This window comes from Streptosporangium vulgare, from assembly GCF_042428775.1.
Taxonomy (GTDB): domain Bacteria; phylum Actinomycetota; class Actinomycetes; order Streptosporangiales; family Streptosporangiaceae; genus Streptosporangium; species Streptosporangium vulgare.
In genome coordinates this window covers 862,512-878,843 of record NZ_JBHMBS010000001.1, presented here as the reverse complement: position 1 = coordinate 878,843, position 16,332 = coordinate 862,512, and the positions used below count along the sequence as shown (strand labels likewise).

General features: G+C 71.1%; 16 protein-coding genes, 1 tRNA gene and 2 pseudogenes. 11 read left to right on the top strand and 8 right to left on the bottom strand.

Annotated features, from left to right (window positions below):
• Positions 1–29 precede the first annotated feature (29 nt).
• A pseudogene (locus tag ACFFRH_RS03695) lies at positions 30–251 on the top strand (DJ-1/PfpI family protein); the annotation flags it as partial.
• Between the two features lie 191 nt (positions 252–442).
• Here ACFFRH_RS03695 and ACFFRH_RS03690 read toward each other — a convergent pair.
• From ACFFRH_RS03690 to ACFFRH_RS03660, 7 genes are all read right to left on the bottom strand, one after another.
• Complete coding sequence (locus tag ACFFRH_RS03690; protein WP_386154067.1) at positions 443–1,687, bottom strand: NAD(P)/FAD-dependent oxidoreductase; 1,245 nt, start codon at positions 1,685–1,687, stop codon at positions 443–445.
• Between the two features lie 150 nt (positions 1,688–1,837).
• On the bottom strand, positions 1,838–3,484 hold the full coding sequence (locus ACFFRH_RS03685; protein WP_344746520.1) for a PucR family transcriptional regulator: 1,647 nt from the start codon (positions 3,482–3,484) through the stop codon (positions 1,838–1,840).
• 53 nt (positions 3,485–3,537) lie between these two features.
• Positions 3,538–3,879, bottom strand: a complete 342-nt coding sequence (locus ACFFRH_RS03680; protein ID WP_344746519.1) for a TraR/DksA family transcriptional regulator — start codon at positions 3,877–3,879, stop codon at positions 3,538–3,540.
• A 120-nt stretch (positions 3,880–3,999) separates the two neighbouring features.
• Positions 4,000–4,776 carry a rod shape-determining protein gene (locus ACFFRH_RS03675; protein ID WP_344746518.1) on the bottom strand — a complete coding sequence of 259 codons (777 nt, stop codon included), beginning with the start codon at positions 4,774–4,776 and terminating at the stop codon, positions 4,000–4,002.
• A 415-nt stretch (positions 4,777–5,191) separates the two neighbouring features.
• Complete coding sequence (locus tag ACFFRH_RS03670) at positions 5,192–5,569, bottom strand: hypothetical protein (RefSeq protein ID WP_386154062.1); 378 nt, start codon at positions 5,567–5,569, stop codon at positions 5,192–5,194.
• Positions 5,570–6,010: 441 nt separating this feature from the next.
• The gene (locus ACFFRH_RS03665) at positions 6,011–6,268 is read right to left on the bottom strand and encodes a hypothetical protein (RefSeq protein ID WP_344746516.1); all 258 of its coding nucleotides are present in this window, start codon (positions 6,266–6,268) and stop codon (positions 6,011–6,013) included.
• A 525-nt stretch (positions 6,269–6,793) separates the two neighbouring features.
• Entirely contained in the window at positions 6,794–7,207 is a 414-nt protein-coding gene (locus tag ACFFRH_RS03660; protein ID WP_344746514.1) for a PASTA domain-containing protein, read from the bottom strand.
• Positions 7,208–8,170: 963 nt separating this feature from the next.
• On the opposite strand from ACFFRH_RS03660, the gene ACFFRH_RS03655 reads away from it, so the two are divergent.
• From ACFFRH_RS03655 to ACFFRH_RS03630, 6 genes and pseudogenes are all read left to right on the top strand, one after another.
• Entirely contained in the window at positions 8,171–9,061 is an 891-nt protein-coding gene (locus ACFFRH_RS03655; protein WP_386154058.1) for a hypothetical protein, read from the top strand.
• Entirely contained in the window at positions 9,058–9,561 is a 504-nt protein-coding gene (locus tag ACFFRH_RS03650) for a hypothetical protein (protein WP_344746512.1), read from the top strand. Before ACFFRH_RS03655 ends, ACFFRH_RS03650 begins: the two co-directional genes overlap by 4 nt.
• A 17-nt stretch (positions 9,562–9,578) precedes the next feature.
• On the top strand, positions 9,579–11,288 hold the full coding sequence (locus tag ACFFRH_RS03645) for a fatty acyl-AMP ligase (protein ID WP_344746511.1): 1,710 nt from the start codon (positions 9,579–9,581) through the stop codon (positions 11,286–11,288).
• A complete protein-coding gene (locus tag ACFFRH_RS03640) occupies positions 11,285–11,560 on the top strand; it encodes an acyl carrier protein (RefSeq protein ID WP_344746510.1) in 276 nt (91 codons plus the stop codon). Before ACFFRH_RS03645 ends, ACFFRH_RS03640 begins: the two co-directional genes overlap by 4 nt.
• A 208-nt stretch (positions 11,561–11,768) precedes the next feature.
• Positions 11,769–12,860 carry a methyltransferase domain-containing protein gene (locus ACFFRH_RS03635; RefSeq protein WP_344746509.1) on the top strand — a complete coding sequence of 364 codons (1,092 nt, stop codon included), beginning with the start codon at positions 11,769–11,771 and terminating at the stop codon, positions 12,858–12,860.
• Positions 12,832–13,140 (top strand): annotated as a pseudogene (locus ACFFRH_RS03630) (tyrosine-type recombinase/integrase); the annotation flags it as partial. The gene ACFFRH_RS03635 and the pseudogene ACFFRH_RS03630, both read left to right, overlap by 29 nt.
• Before the next feature lie 87 nt (positions 13,141–13,227).
• Here ACFFRH_RS03630 and ACFFRH_RS03625 read toward each other — a convergent pair.
• Positions 13,228–13,304: transfer RNA gene (locus ACFFRH_RS03625), tRNA-Pro, on the bottom strand.
• A gap of 111 nt (positions 13,305–13,415) precedes the next feature.
• On the opposite strand from ACFFRH_RS03625, the gene ACFFRH_RS03620 reads away from it, so the two are divergent.
• The 4 genes from ACFFRH_RS03620 to ACFFRH_RS03605 all read left to right on the top strand — a co-directional run bounded on the left by ACFFRH_RS03620 (position 13,416) and on the right by ACFFRH_RS03605 (position 15,822).
• Positions 13,416–13,877, top strand: coding sequence for a hypothetical protein (locus ACFFRH_RS03620; RefSeq protein ID WP_344746507.1), 462 nt, complete (start codon positions 13,416–13,418; stop codon positions 13,875–13,877).
• Positions 13,878–14,099: 222 nt separating this feature from the next.
• Positions 14,100–14,807 (top strand): hypothetical protein, encoded by a 708-nt coding sequence (locus ACFFRH_RS03615; protein ID WP_344746506.1) that lies wholly within the window; start codon positions 14,100–14,102, stop codon positions 14,805–14,807.
• A 5-nt stretch (positions 14,808–14,812) separates the two neighbouring features.
• Positions 14,813–15,625, top strand: coding sequence for a hypothetical protein (locus tag ACFFRH_RS03610; protein ID WP_344746505.1), 813 nt, complete (start codon positions 14,813–14,815; stop codon positions 15,623–15,625).
• Positions 15,626–15,627: 2 nt separating this feature from the next.
• The gene (locus tag ACFFRH_RS03605; protein ID WP_344746504.1) at positions 15,628–15,822 is read left to right on the top strand and encodes a hypothetical protein; all 195 of its coding nucleotides are present in this window, start codon (positions 15,628–15,630) and stop codon (positions 15,820–15,822) included.
• The last annotated feature ends 510 nt before the right edge of the window (positions 15,823–16,332 follow it).

Below are 16,332 nucleotides of genomic sequence, written 5' to 3'. Positions count from 1 at the left end.
CGGCACGGAGAGCCCGGCACCCGGAGTACATCCGCACCGATCCCGACGTCGTCCGCGTCGTGCGCCACTTCTTCGAGCGTGACCTGCCCGTGGGCACGATCTGCCACGGCCCGCGGGTGCCGGCCACGTTCGGCCTGCTGCGCGGCCGTACCACGGCGGCGTTCCCGCCGTTGCGGACCGACACGGAGATGGCGGGTGCGACCTTCGTGGACGCCCCCGACGTGGTGGACGGCGCGATGGTCTCCTGTCGCGGCGGCCGGACCTGCCCGAATGGCCGCGTGCCTTCATGCGCGTGCCGGAGGGCGCGAACGTGCCGTCGTGAGGTGGTCCGGTCGCGCCGACACCCACATGTCCACTCCGTCGATCTCGTCTTTCCGCTTCGAGGGCTTGCGGCGGGCCGGACGGCTTGCGCGCGGGCCGGACGCTTGACGCGCGGGCCGCGTCAGCGGAGGGGGTCGAGGTCGGCCAGGGCGGCGGGTTGCTTGCCGGTGGTGATCTGCTCGGCCAGCAGCCTGCCGGTGATCGGGCCGTGGGCCAGGCCCCACATGCCGTGGCCACCCGCCACGTAGACGGTGGGGGCCGCCGTCGCGCCGACGAGCGGCCGCCCGTCCGGAGTGACGGGGCGGGGCCCCACCCACACGTCGGTGCGCTCCTCCCAGCGCACACCCCGCAGGAGCGGCCGGGCGGAGGCGATGATGGCCTCCAGCCGGGCGGGCACCTGCGGGGCGTCCGGGTCACGGAACTCCATGGTGCCCGCCACCCGCAGCCCGTCGCGGTACGGCGTGCACGCCACCCGCTCCTCGGGCAGGTAGATGGGGCCGGGGACAGGATGGTCGACCGGCACGGTGAAGGAGTAGCCGCGGCCGGCCTGCACCGGGACACGCACCCCCCACTGCCGGGCCAGGCGGGGCAGCCAGGCGCCGGTGGCCAGCACCACCGCGTCGGCGGACAGCACGGTGCCCTTGGCCGAGCGGACGATCACCTTCCTGTCGTCGGTGCGCACCTCGTCGACCTCGACGGCGTACAGGGTCGCGCCGCGTCGCATGACGGCCTTTCCCAGGGCGTGCACGAAGGCGCCCGGGTCGACGTAGCGCTGGCCGTCGATCCGCACCCCCGCCGTCAGCGCCTCACCGGCGAGCGGGACCTGCTCGGCCAGCCGGCCGCCGTCCAGCACGGTGTGCTCGACCCGCTGCCCGGCCGCCTGTAGCCTGCGCAGCTCGCGCAGCAGGCTCTCGGCCTGACGCGGCGTACGGAACGCCGCGGTGATCGGCGCCGCGATGACGGGGGCGGACACGCCGTTGGCGGCGAGCACCTCGTATGCCTCGACGCATTCGTCGTTGAGCGGCAGGTTGGCGCGCACGGCGCGGGTCCACGACCGCCAGTGGCTGTTGGCGGCGAAGCGGGCCAGGAAACCCCACAGTCCGGGATCGAGGCTCGCGGGCACGTGCAGCGGCGCGGCCGGGTTGAGCAGCGAGCGCAGGCCGTAGCGCAGGACGGCGGGCTCGTTGAGCGGGATGGCCAGACCGGGCGCGATCCAGCCGGCGTTGCCCCAGGACGCGCCGGCCGCCACGCCGCCACGATCGATCACGTCGACCTGGACGCCGCGCTCCTGCAGGAACCACGCGGTCGACAGGCCCACGATGCCCGCGCCCACCACGATCACCGATCGTGGCCAGTTGCCGACCATGCCAACCTCCAACGAGTACGGATGTCGATGTCCTGGCCAGCATGGCCCGGGCGGCGACCAGCGGCGTTGTGCGCGGACGACAATCGCGGCGCCACCGTTGTCGATCCGGCACAACGCCGGCACCGGCAACGGTGACGGGTCTCGAACAGGTCATCGGCGGGGTTCGTCGTCCAGGGCGGCCAGCATGATGGTCATGGCCAGGCGCCGGCGGGTGTCGTGAAGATCCAGCGGACCGAGCTCACCCATTTTGCGCAGCCGGTTACGGACGGTGTTGGGATGCACCGCGAGTCGCTCGGCGGCCAGGGTGAGGTCGCCCTGGCTCTCCAGCCAGGCCCGCAGCGTGGCGACGAAGCACGTGCCGTGACGGGTGTCGTGCCGCAGCAGCGTGCTCACCGGCCCGCGGGCCGGAGCCCGGCCGGTTCGCGCGGCCGCGCGCAGCCGCCGCAGCAGGATGTCGTCCCAGGACTCGTCGTAGGCGGGCGGGACGGCGCCGGGCTCGGCGCTCTCGTGCAGCGCCAGGCACTCGTCGGCTTCCTGGCGGCCGGCGGCCAGGTCCGTCGCCTCGGCGGGTGCGCCGATCCCGGCCGTGATACGCACCCGGGCGGGCAGTTCGGAGCGCAGGGCCGCGATCCACTGCCTGGCCGCCTCGGCCCGCTCGTCCGGCAGGATGGTGTAGAGGGTGTCGCCGAGCAGCGCGCTGCGCCCGGGCCGGGACCAGCCGAAGCCGGTGGTGGCCTGTTCGAGGGCGAGCAGCAGCGCGGCATGGTGATCGTCGGGGGTGTACGCGCGGACCGCGATGACGCGTATCGCCCGCGGGGCCAGGCCCAGCCGGCTGATCACCGTCGCGGCGTCGGCGCTGCCCTCCAGCAGCCGGATGACCAGGTCGGACTCCACCTGACGCTCCAGGTCGGCGCTGGCCCGGGAGCGCAGCAGATGCAGGGCGACGGTGCGCGCGCCGTCGGCCAGCGCGCGGCGGTGGGCGCCCGTCAGCGGGTCGGCGCAGCTGACCCACACCGAACCGAGCAGCTCGCGCCCGGCCCGCACCGCCACCGCCATCCGCCCGGTCAGCCCGTGCCCGGCATCGGCGGGGACGAACACCGGCTCGTCCGTCGCCGCCAGGCGGGCGAACACCTCCTGTTGCCGGAACAGCTCGCGCAGCCGTTCCGGGACCCGCCGTCCGAGGATGGTCTCCAGCCGGGCCGGATCCCCCGCCTCCTGGGAGCGGGAGTAGGCCAGTACCCGCGAGTGCCGGTCCTCGATGGTCACCGCGCCGCCGATGACGTCGGCCAGGTTGTCGGCCAGGGCGAACAGGTCGGTAGGTCCGCGTCCCGAGGCGGTCTCGCGGCTCTCCAGCACCAGCCCGTACACCACTCCGGCCAGCTGACTCCAGGAGACGGCGGGGTCGGCCAGCAACACGGCCACCCCGTACCGGTCGGCGATCGCGGCGGCCTCCCGCTCGACGTCCGCGCCGCTCCCGTTCTCGCTCCCCCTCCCGGTCCCGCTCCCGGTCCCGCTCCCGGTCTCGCTCCCGGTCTCGCTCTCGCCGCCGGGGCCGGGGCCAGGGCCGATTCGGGCGGGGCGTACCAGGACGGCCGCGGCCTTGGCCGCGGCCGCCCACTGGACCGCCTCGGCGAGTGAGGAGGTTCCGACGGCGAGGAGCACGTCGCCCGCGACGTGGTGATCGGTGTCGTCCGGTATCGCCACGCCGCGCAGCCAGGTCGAGCGCGACTCGGGATGGCCGCACAGCCGCACGCCGTAGCCGCCGAGCACGTTCACCAGACGGTCCAATGTGATCATGGTCAGCTCCGGTGGTCGAAAGGGGGCGGACTGCTCCGCCCCCTTTCATGGTGTCAGGCGGCCTCGTGCCGCCTTTGGCAGTCGATGCAGGTCCGTGCCAGCGGCCGGATCTTGAGCCGTTCGAACGGGATGGGCCCCTGGCAGTGGGCGCAGCGGCCGTAGGTGTCGCCCGCCAGCCTGTCGCAGGCCTGGGACAGCTCGGCGACGGCGCGCTCGGCAGCGGTGATCGAGACGACCAGTTCCTGCCAGGTGCCGTCGGCGCCGCTGCTGTCCTGTTCCTGGGCCCGCAGGTCGTCCAGTTGCCTGCTGCGCTGCTCCAGCTGCTCACGCAGGTCCTGGCGCAGCGACTGGAGCTGCACATTACTGAGATGTGATGACGCGTGACTTTCGGTCATGATCATATGGTCCTTTCCGTGATGGATCAGGAAGGCGTTGGGGAAGCCTCGCGCGAGGTCTCTTTCGCGTCGCGGCGTGTCGGCTTTCGCGTCGCGGCACGTCAGCGGGCACGGGGCGCGTCAGCGGGCAGTGGAGGTGAGGCCGGCCGCCAGGGCCGGCCGCAGGCACAGCCGCATCAGGCCACGGACGGTGGCGTGCTGCGGCTGGGGCGCCGCGCTGACCGGGAGCCGCAGGGTGGCGCGCAGCCGTCGCAGCAGCAACTCCTGGTGCGCGCCGCCTCCGGTGACCACCACGCCCCGGGCGCGCGTGGCCGGGCACGAGACATCGGGCAGGCGGCGCAACAAGCCCGCTGTCATGTCGACGACGTTCTCCAGCGCGTACGCGACCAGCCCCACACTGGTGGTGGCGCTGAACTGGAGGGCGACCGCGTCGGTGACGGCTCCCCGCTTGATGGCCACGGCCTCGGCGATTCCCGCCCCGACGTCCAGCAGCAGGCAGGGCCTGGGGTCGATGACGTCCAGGCCGACGCCGACGGCGGCGGCCAGCGGCTCCTCCACCAGCCGCACCTCGCATCCGACGATCTCGGCGACCGCGGCGCGGACCGCCCGGCGATCACTCGGCGAGGCCGCGACCGGCACCCCGGCCAGCACCTGTTCCAGCGGCCGAGGGTCGTAGTGGAGGGTGTCCCGCACCGCCATGCGCACCAGTCGCAGGCAGGCATCCGGGTCGGCCACCATGCCGTGCCGAATGGGCCGTACCACGTCCCTCTCACCGGAGGTGGACGACCGCCTCACGATGCTCGAGGGCCGGTCGGCGATCGTGGGCCCGCATACGGTCAGCGACCGGGTACGGGCGGTGCCCAGGTCGAGCGCCATCAAGCGCCGGGCCGGACTCATTTCGTGCTCCCCCCTGCCGTACGGGGCCGCGCGGCGGGAGCGGCGGACCGGTAGACGGCGGACCGGCCCGGAGACTCAGGCAGCGGATGGGCGTGGACTGATGCGACAACGGTCATGACGATGATCGGCTCCTAGCTGATGCCCACGGGAAAGGCGGCGAGGCGAAAGCGGCTCGAACAAAGGAGCGGCTTCGGACGAAGACGGCATGCCGCTTCTCCTGCCGGGGGGACGGTCACAGGACGTCTTCAGGGCGCAACGGCACGCCCGCGCCGGCGCCAGGGGAAGACCTGGACGCGGGCGTAGGGGTGCGTTGAGTGCGCGTTGCCAGACGTTGAGTGTGCGTTGCCGGACGTTGGATGCGCGTTGCCGGACTCCGCGGCGCGCGTGGCCGCGGAGCCCGACGGGAAGACGTCGGCTAGGTCAGCGGTGGGCTGCGCGATCCCGTGGTGCGGTGAGCCAGTTGCTGAGGCTCGCGCAGCTTATCCGCGTCCGAGCCCGGCGACGGCAGCAGCACCAGATGCGCGGATTCGCCGTGGCGTTCGCCGCGCGTGGGCGGCCACAGGGACAGCACGTGGTGCGCGCGGGCGCTGCCCGCCTGCGGCGGCAGGCCGGACAGGTCGGCGTCCCATCCGCCGAGTTCCCACGCCGGGACGGAGGCCGAACTCCGCGCGACCGTCGGGCCGTCGCAGCTCACCTTGCACGAAGCACCGGCCAGCACCAGGGACAACAGAACCAGGCCCATCACGCCGGCGAACGCGATGGACCCTTGTGGAGCTTTCCACGGTCCCGTCATGGGGCCGACCATAGCCCACCCCACCGGAAAAGGCATTTCACGGCATCACCGGCGCTGGGCACGCCCGTGACGGCCCGGGAACGAGGATCACCGATACCCAACGTAACCATCCCGTATCCGGCCAGGAGGAGAGGCTGCCAGCAGGCTGCCCGCTGTTTTGCTCCCACCGCCGACCTTTCAGCCGGATCTCGCGCCTGGCGACGTCCCCTCCGATTGGGCTTGATCCGGTTTGACGAACATCCGAGATCAGGGATTCGTCCCCGGATCAAGCCCGCACAGGGTGCTCGGCGAGCTGCGCTTCTCCCCCGGACGGCCGCGCCGATCGTCATCGACGAGCACCGGCTCGCCGAGCTCCTCGGCCGCCGAGTGACCCGGATCGAAGACGGGTCCGCGGTCAGGAAGATCCCCCACTCGCGGCTCACCCCTCACACCTGTTGGAGCTCAGGGGATGTATACCTCGTAGTAGAAACCCGCCGCATAGGGGCCACCCCCGCGGAACCAGTGACAGTAGAGGAGCGCGGTGTATTGACCGTTCTGCGCAGCGTCCTGGTAGGCCAGGTCGCAAGCGGCCAGGGTCTGGTAGGGGCCCTGCAGGTACCAGTCCCGTGTCGGCCAGCCCCCGGCGGCCACGGCCGCGCCGGTCTGGGCGGCGGCGAAGGCGGGCGCGGTACCGGCCAGGACACCGGCGCCCAGCGCCACGGCGAGTACAGCGGAATGTAAGCGGCGGACTCTCATCGTGGGTGACTCCTCACATTCGGGAAGGAGAACACCTTCAGATGAGCACCGGCCACCGGGCTTGAGGAGATACTGGCTCTCCATATTGCGGGCTCTATGGTGCGTCTTCTCGCGAGCGCTCCCACAGGTCTCAATGGCCGGGCCTCGCCGGCCTTGCCGCCTTCACGAAGAAGACGCCCTCCGCGGCGGCGATGTGTGCGGCGAGTCCGGAGGTCACCCCGGCCCTGGCCGACCGGATGCCGACTCCCGGACCGGTCTGCTCCTGGATCGCGGCACGGGCAGATTCGGGCAGGTCAGCCCACTGCCTTCTTCGGACCGTCATGACAGCCCGCACGGCATCGGTCGCGCTTGCCGGCACCGCCGTTGCCGCAGACGGCCGAGGAAGGCCACATGACCGGGTCGACCCGGCAGCCGACCGCCGCCATCGTAGTTGCGAGGCTGCTCTCCGTCCCGGATCCGCCGGGCTCGTCGCCGGAGGCGTTGCTCGTCTTACTCGCCGATCTTCTTCGCGTACAAGGTGATCAACGTGTCGACCGTCACCTTCCGCCCAGCGGCCGGAGTCTGCCTGGTCACCACCCAGTTGCGGTCATACACCTGGAAGCGGTTCCGCCCCGTCGCGTCCTTGTCGTTCAGGATGTAGAACCCGGCGGCCTGCATGGTGTCCTGTCCTTCCTGCAGGTTCATCCCGACGACGTCCGGCAGGACCTTCCTCTCCGCCGCCTCTTCCTTCTCCTCGGCCGGGGTGGGCATGGGCTCCTTGTCCTGCCTGCCCGGCTCGGAGGTCTTTTCCGCAGGCGGCGACGCGGTGATGGTCACGACAGGCGTTGCGGTGTCCGCGCCCGCTCCGCACCCGGCGAGGGTGGCGACGAACACCGCGACGACGATCGAGCTGGTGATTCTCATGCGGGCGCTCCTGTGTTGTGTGAACGGCTAGGTGGGGACGGCTCAGATGGCAGGCCGGTTGGCCGATGAACGTCGTTCTGTTGGGACTCCTGGCATTCCGCAAGAGCAGGAGGCCGGTTTCTCCACTGGAGGTGGAGGCACCGGCATGTTCATGACGCCACGCAGGGACCGATTTCTCCTTGGTGGAACGCGAAGTGTCCTAGGTCGGACAAGTGAACGGTCGTCAGCCTCGACGGGCCGGCGTGTTCCGCCGTGAGGCGGATAGTGGAAACGTCTCTGCGCAACTGGTTGCGTGATCATCGGCGACGTGCTCGCGACGATCGGCGGCCTGATACGCCCCGGCTCTCGTGGAATCGTCTTGTATGGGTTCGCGCCGCCCCAGCCGCTTACGTCCGGCGTAGGCTCCCTGGCGCTTCCAGGACTGACGCCCTTCTCCCGAACGCGTCCCAAACATCGGACAACTAGCGGCACGCTCCTGTTCACGGCTGTGTGCCGCCTACGGATATTGACGATCCGCCCTCGCCGGCTCATCCGTGGGCCGTGACCTGCGATCTCGACTTCCCACGGCTCGGCCCGCACCATCCGTCAGCACCGAAAGGGAGACAGAGCCGAAAACCCTTACGGTCCCCCCTGGACGCGATCATCAGAACCCGGCTGAAACGCACGCGGTACCGACCCGGCCTCATCACCGGCTTCTTCGACGAGACCGGCCCGCCCTTCGACCTGACCTGACCTCGGAAATTCAACCTCAGTGGCCACACATGACCTCTACTCGCTCGCCGGCATCAGTCCGCGGCGGTGCTCCTCACGAATTTTAGGGGTGTTCACGACCTTTAGGGGTGTTCGCTACGGGGCGTCCGCCATAGGGTCCGGTCAGAATCGGGTGAATGCAACGGGGATGAATTTGACATTCACGGAAGAGCGCGGGAGTGGGTCTTTTCATGCCGCAGAGATGGGGTGGTGATGGGGCCGTCCGCCACGGAACAGTGCGAGAAGATACAGGCCGACGCCTTGGAACGGGTCCTCTTGGAGGTCCCCTATAACAGTGCCGTCCAATTCCACGAGCACTTCGGCGGCAAAGCGTATCCGAGGCGTCTCGGTCTGTCCTGTGCGTTCCAGTCCTTCGAGGTGGGGCGGCTCGTCGCCGAGCAAACCGGGGTCCCGGCCGAATACCTCATGGACGGCCGTCATGTCGCGGCCGTCTATTTCGACGAAACGCGGGTCACCGTACTCGACCCCTATCTTCTGCACCGGGTGCCACTCCACCTCGACCTGGCCGACGGGGCCGACGGGGCCGACGGTGTGGTCCGTACCGTTGCCGACGCCTTCCCGCTGCGCGTGCGCGCCGACGGCTCGCCCGCTCCGTCCCGGGTCCGGGCCACCTGGCGTCCCGAACGCGACGAACTCGTGCTGGAATACGTCAGGTTCAGCCCTCGGCGCGGGCACAACGTCGTGTCCCGGGCTTTCACCCTCCGCCGGGACACCGCGCTGACCGAGGTGCCACCGCCGGCGGCGGTCGTCCGGCCGCTGCTGACGCATCCGGAGCAGAACAACGTCTCCATCCGCGTGGTCCACCCCGGCGATCTCCACCTGCGTGAGGTGGTGTTCCCCCTCACCGGCCGGGCTGACGGAGTGAAACCCGCTGCGGACGGGCTCCTCACCAAAGACAACCAAGGCGCTGTGAGCCTTCCCGGCAGCCACCGGTTCGACGCAGACCTCGCCCTGGTCGCGGAGGCGGTGGGCGAGGAACCCTCCCGCGTGATCGCGATCCTGCTCGAAGCGGCGGCGATCCACGACCGGGTGGCGCCCGCCGGCAACCCGGCCATGCCCGAGTACGCAGCGGTGGACGAGTGAGCCCGCCCGCCTTCTTCCTGGCCGGTGTGATGCAGGGATCGCGGCGCGGCGCCGACCTTGCCGACCAGTGTTACCGCGACCGGCTGAGCGAGCTGATCTCGCGCCGGTACCCCGACGCTGTGATCAATGAGCCGGGCAGGCTGATGAGCCGCTGGATCGGCGATCGCGAGGCGGCCGTCCGTGCCTCCCACTCGGCGTTGGCCGACCAGCCGGTCATACGACGCGAGGAACTGGACGAGGCGCTCACCGAGCTGGTCGGCGTCTTCCACCGGCTCACCGACCTCGCGGCGGCCAGCGACGTGTGCGTGGCCTGGCTCCCGGATCATCAGGCGAGCATGGGCACCGCCGCGGAGATGTACAGCGCCTACCGCGCGGGGCGGACCGTCGTGGCGATCACGCCGATGCGCCAGAACCTCGCTGTACTGGCCTGCTCCAGCGTCGTCCTCCCCGACGAGGACGCGTTCGAAGACTGGCTGGCCGAGTACGGCGAGCGCGGGTGATGAGGAGGAGCCGCCCGGTGAGCACCTTCGACCCTGCCCCGACACGGGATACGACGATCGTCGGCGCGCTGCGCGCCGCCGCCACCGGACCCGGCCGGGACCGAACCTTGATGACCATGCTGAACAGCCGCGGCGATGTCGTCGAACGGCTGACCGCCGCCCAGCTGGACCGGCGGGTCAGGGGCGTCGCGGCCCGGCTGCGCGCGGCGGGGGTGCAGGGCGACCGCGTGCTGCTCCCCGCGGCACCCGGCTCCGCCTTCCACATCGGCTTCCTGGCATGCCTGTACGCGGGATCGATCGCGGTACCGGTACCGGAGCCGCGGGCCGGCTCCGGCGGTGACCGGCTGAGGTCGATCAGCCGTGACTGCGGGACGCGCGTCATGGTTCGCCCCGAGGCGGAGCCGGACGGCCTGGCAGGCATGCTCGTGATTCCGGTGACCGCCGACGAGGAGGAGGTCCTGGCGGAACCCGACCCGCTCGCCTTCGACCCGGGCGGCATCGCCATGCTCCAGTACACCTCCGGCTCCACCGGCGATCCGCGCGGCGTGGTCATCAGTCACGGAAACCTGGTCGCCAACCAGGTCTCCCTGGCCAAGCGGCTTGACGTGACCGAACGCACCACCGTGGTGAGCTGGCTGCCGCTCTTCCATGACATGGGCTTGTGCACCGGCCTGGTACTGCCCCTGGTCTCGGGGGCCGGCCTCGTCCGCATGGAGCCCGTGACGTTCGTGCGCGATCCGCTGACGTGGCTGCGGGCGATCTCCGCACGTGAGGATGTCTTCAGCGCCGCCCCCGACTTCGCCTACAACATGTGCGTCAACGGCATCGACGAGGCCACCCGCGCGTCGCTGGACCTGTCGTCATGGCGGCTGGCGGCCAACGGGTCGGAACCGGTGCAGGCCCGCACCCTGGACCGGTTCACCGAGGCGTTCGCCCCGTCCGGCTTCCGCCCGGAGGCTTTCCGCCCCGGGTACGGCATGGCGGAGACCACTCTGGTGGTCACGATCGCGCCGTCGCTGACCCCGGTGGTCTCCCTGCGCGTGGACCGGAGACTGCTCGCCGAGGGCAAGGTGGAGGAGACCGACGACCTCGACGAGGGCCTTCCGCTCGTGAGCAACGGCCCGCCGACCGACGATGCCGAGGTACGGATCGTCGACCCGCGAACAAGGCTGGAGCTGGGCGAACGAACGGTCGGAGAGATCTGGGTGCGCTCACCGAGCAACGGGCACGGCTACTGGCAGCGCCCCGACGCGTCCGAGGAGACCTTCGGAGCCCGCCTGGCCGGGGCTGACGACGAGAAGGGGACCCATGTGCGCAGCGGCGACCTCGGATTCCTCTCCGACGGCGAGCTGTTCGTCACGGGCCGGATCAAGGACATCCTGATCATCGGCGGCATCAACTACTACCCCCAGGACGCCGAGGCGGTGGCGACCGCCGCACACCCGGCGTTCGCCCACCAGCCCGCCGCCGCCTGGCCGCCGGCCGAGGACGAGCCCGGGGTGACGGTGGTGCTGGGGACCACCGGGCAGGACCCCGAGGTACTGCGTACCGCGGTGCGCGCGGCGGGGATCGCGGTCGCCCGTGTTCTGCCCGCCCCCGTCTCGATCCTGGCCGTACCGAAGGGCGAGATCCCGCGGACCACCAGTGGCAAGGTCCGGCGCAGGGAATGCGCCGCACGAGCCAGGTCCGGGACCCTCAACGTGCTGGAGAGGTGGTCGAGCAGGTGACCGGAGCGCGTGAGGAGCAGGACGTCAGTATCGAGGCGGCGGTCGAGGTGATCCGCCGCCACCTGGCCGAGCTGCTGGCGATGGAGCCAGGCGAGATCGACCCTGAGCTGCCGCTGAGCGCCTACGGGCTCGACTCCCAGAGCGGGGTCTCCCTCGTGGTCGTGCTGGAGGAATGGTCCGGCACCTCGATCGACGCCGGAATCGTGATGAACCGGCCGTCGGTGGCCGACCTGGCCGCCGCGGCGGTGCCGCCGCGCAAGCGCCGACGATGACGGCGCCAAGCCCTGCGAGTGGCGCGCCGGATCCCGGAGTGGAGAAGAGGCACCCCGTCGGGAACGGGACGTGCATCCGCTGGATCCGCTGGCCCCGGCTTCACGTCGTGATCGAAGGCGTCCGGTACGAGGTCCGCACCGGCCGTGGCCGACAGTCCGGTCGGCGCGCTGTCCCGCGCCTGGTGCGCCGGCTCTGGGGGCCGAACACATGCCCCCCTTCCGGCGCGTCACGGTGCAGAACCGTGCTGTAGGACGTGCGGGGTTCGCTGACTGTGTGAGATATCCCTCCCCCGTCGTCGTGGCACCGGTGGTCTGGGGAGGTGACCATGTGGTGATGACCTCCTCGCCCCGCCCGCCGCACGTCGGTGCCCGACCGGACCCGATAGGCGGGACTACCGCCCTCGGTGGGGAACCCGCTCCCGCCCGCGGGTACCTGCTGGACAACGCGCGCGCCGAGGCGGGCGAGCGATTCGTTTGGCTGGCCGAGCTGTTCGACGCCGTGACGTGGGGGCACTTCGATCGACTGGGGGTCAGGGTTGGCTCGCGCTGCTGGGAGGTGGGGGCCGGTGGCCGCAGTATCCCGGAGGCGCTCGCGGCGGCCGTCGGTCCGACCGGGCACGTGCTGGCCACGGACATCGACCCGTCGTGGCTGAAGGCAGGCGGCGGGTACGAGGTGCGCCGGCACGACGTCGCCGCTGATCCGCCCCCGGAGCCGGGGACGTTCGATCTGGTGCACGCCCGGCTCGTACTGGTCCATGTACCCGACCGGGCTCGGGCGTTGGCCACGATGGCGGCGGCGCTGCGGCCCGGCGGCTGGCTGTTGGTCGAGGACGCCGACACCGCTCTGCAACCACTGGCGTGCCTGGACGACAGCGGCCCGGAGCAGCGGCGGGCCAACCGGCTGCGCGACGCGGTCCGGGAGCTGCTGACGCGACGCGGCGCGGACCTGCGCTACGGCCGGACACTGCCGCGGGCACTGCGTGAGGCCGGTTTGGTAGATGTCGCCGCGGCGGGCTCTTTCCCGGTCGGCGGGCTGGCCTGCGACCGGCTGGAGGCGGCGACCATCCGGCACGTGCGCGGCGAGCTGCTCGCGGCCGGCCTGGCCGACGACGCCGAGATCGACGCGCACTTGGCCGCCATCCACGCGGGCAAACTCGACCTGGCACTCGCGCCGCTGATCTCGGCCTGGGGACGCCGTCCGGCCGAGCACCCGCACCAAGACCCGGAAGTCGCGGAGATCCCTCGCGCTCCCTCGTCGCTGCGTCGAAGCCCTCCGGGAGCACCGGGCGCAGCAGGCTAGGGAGCGGGAGACGGCGGGGGCGAAGTGGACGGAGAACGATCTCGTGTTCGCCTCCCTGGTCGGTACTCCCCTGGACTCCCACAACGTACGGCGGGCATTCCGGAAGATCGCGAAAGACGCCGGGCTGCCCGCCAAGGGCTGGACCCCCCGGGAGATGCGGCACAGCTTCGTCTCGCTGCTGTCCGACTCCGGCGTACCCCTGGAGGACATCGCGCGACTCGTCGGCCACAGTGAGACCGCCGTGACGGAGGCGGTCTACCTGAATCGGATCTTCACGTGACGGGCGCCATGGTCACTCAGTTAGTCACCCAGAACGAGGAAAGGGCGCCTCCCTTTCGGGTGACACCCTTGCCGACCAGCTAAAACCTGGTCGGGACGACAGGATTTGAACCTGCGACCCCTTGACCCCCAGTCAAGTGCGCTACCAAGCTGCGCTACGTCCCGGTTGTTCGTCGCCCTCGCGGGCTGAACGGTCTTAACCTTAGCGCAGATCGAGGGGGCTTCGCACACGGCGACGCCCGCGAGAGCAGGCGATCGTGTGAAGGGCGAGGGCACGTGGGGCGTAAGGCGTTGATCGACCAGGAGGAGCTGCGGCGACTGGCCGGGCAGGGGTTGTCGAACGCGGAGCTGGCCGCGCGGTTCGGGGTGAGTGAGTCCGGGATCTTGCAGGCGAAGCGGGCGGCCGGGCTCTCGAAGCCGATGCTCGATCACTCGCGGGCCATCCCGTGGAAGCTGGACCGCGCGCACAACCAGTCCGGGCCCGCGACGAACCTGCGGAATCTCTCGTCCGTGGCGCAGGGGCGGGCGATCCCCGCCGAGAAGCTGAACACGGCGCTGCGCTGGGCCGGGCGGCTGGTCGCCTCCGGCATGGACATCTCGTACGAGCCCGGCAGGGGATTCCTGGAGGTTCCCGCCTCTCCCGGGGACTGGCTGGCCGAGAGGATGCTGAACGAGGCCCGGAAGGCCGTCGACTCCGCCGAGGTCTCCGACGCCGTCGAGGATCACGGGGAGGAATGAGCGCGGACAGATGGGCTCGGAGGAGTGAGCGCCGGGGAAACGAGCGCGAGCGCGGGAGCCGTGATCGAAAGCTCGGTAAAGGGATACTCAATACCCGAAAAATCCCGGCAAAACGTTAAATCCAGATCGAATAGTGGCACGCCAGAGATGTCGGCCACCGGTTTCGAGCCTTGACCCCAGGGCAGCGCACGGGTACAAGCGCCTACACAACCGGAGGCAGACATGTCCACCGTGATCTGGGTGGCCGTCGTCGTGGTCGCGGTGGTGGCGATCGTCGCAGTCGGCTATTTCGTGCAGCAGCAGCAGCGCCGACACCGGCTTCGCGACCGCTTCGGCCCCGAATACGAACGTACCGTGCAGGAGCGTGAGAACAGGCGCGATGCCGAGCAGGAGCTCATCGCCCGCGAGCAGCGTTTCAGCTCCCTCGACATCCGCGCCCTGGACGCCGGGACGCGCGAGATCTACACGAAGAAGTGGATGGAGGTCCAGGAGCGTTTCGTGGACGCTCCCGGTTTCGCGGTGACGGAGGCCGACCACCTGGTCACCTCGGTGATGGCGGAGCGGGGCTACCCGACCGAGGACTTCGAGCAGCGGCTCTCCGACCTGTCGGTCGCCCACGGCCGCACTCTCGACCACTACCGGGAGGCTCACGAGATCAGCACCCGGGCCGCCCACAAGGAGGCCTCCACCGAGGAGCTCCGGCAGGCCATGGTTCACTACCGCGCCCTGTTCGAGGAACTGCTGGAAGCCCCCGGCAGCTCCGCCAACGACAGCCGGGCCTCCCGGCGGGCCGAGACCGCCGACGGGGACTCCGGGCGGACGGGTGCCACGGTTCCCGCCGACCGGGACGTCCCGCGGGCGGATTCCACCGAGCCCGAGACCGCCGACGACGCCGAGCGAGCCTCCCGACGCGACACCCAAGGACGGTGACCGATATGAACGACCGATTCGCCCCGGACAGGGACCGACTGGTCCACAAGGCGGACGAGGACGACACCCGGACGGTCCGCAAGTTCGACGAGGACGACCTGAACGCGCCTCGGCACGGTCAGGACGTGGCCCCGGAGTTCCAGGACCCGCGCCCCGGTGACACCGACCGCACGGGCACCTCGCCCCTCGACCCGGACACCGGTACCCGCGACCCGCTGATCGGCGACCGCGACGACGTCCTCGTCGTCGAACCGAACGACGACCGGCACGCCACCACCGCCGGTACGGACGCGCCGATCGACGACGACCGGAACGACAGGAACGACAGGAACGACAGCCCGTTCACCCACGCCCAGCCCTCCGCCGCGACCCCGGTCACCCCGGCCACGCCGGTGACCGGCACCGCGGCGCACGACGCCCCGGCGACCCCCGGTTTCCCCGAGAACACCGCGGACCGGCCGGACGACGTACTCGACGAGGGCACGGGCTTCACTCCCACGGAGCCGGAGCAGACGCCCGCCGCCGCGCCCGCCACCGCCGGAGCCCTGTTCGACCAGGACGCCGACGACGTACGGCGGCGCTGGCAGGAGGTCCAGGCGAGCTTCGTGGACGACCCGCGTGACGCGGTGGAACGGGCCGACTCCCTGCTCGACGAGGTCACGAGCTCCCTGCGGAACGCGCTGGAGACCCGGGCCACCGAGCTCCAGGGACGCTGGAAGAACACCGAGAAGAACGATACCGAAGACCTCCGGACCGCCCTGCGCGACTACCGGGCGACTCTGGAACAGCTCCTGAACATCTCCGCTGGAACGAGGTAACCATGCTCGCAATCGCCGCCGCCGTCGTCTTCGGCCTCGGATTCCTGCTCGACCTGATCAACACCAGGCTCGGCCCGCTCACCGGGACCGGCTTCCTGCTCCTCGGACTCCTGCTCCTCGCGCTGCACCAGGCCGGGATCGGCTCGGCCGGCCCGCGGACCACCACCGGCGGGGGCGGCTGGCGCCGTAGGCGCTAGATCTTCCGGAGGCGGTCCCCCCATCACCGGGGGAGCCCGCCCTCGGGGGCCTGTCGAAACGGGAAGGGGCCCGTCCACGTGGACGGGCCCCTTCCCGTTCGCCCGCCCAGAGCCCCCCGGAAGACCACCCGGAGCCCTCCGGAAGGTCGGCGCCCGGAACCCGCCCGCAGCCCCCGTCCCCGTCCCCGTCCCCGGCACGAAGCGTCCACACCCGCCGGGTCCGCCCATCCCGGAGGTACGCACACCGCAAGCCACCCCGGGGGTACGCGCGCCGCAAGGCTTTGCCCTCCAGGGATGTCCTCGAAGCCCTCCCCGCGGACACACGTGCGGTCCCGGCCTTCACGCGGCACGGTCCGCCACGCACAGTCCGCCACGCGGAGGCCGGGACCGTACCGAACCCGCCGGGCAGGCCGGATCAGGAGCCGGGCGGACCGAACCGGAGCCGAAAAAAGTGGGCCGGGCCAGGGAAACCGGCCGGGGCAGGGAAGCCGGGCCGGAGGCAGGAAGCCG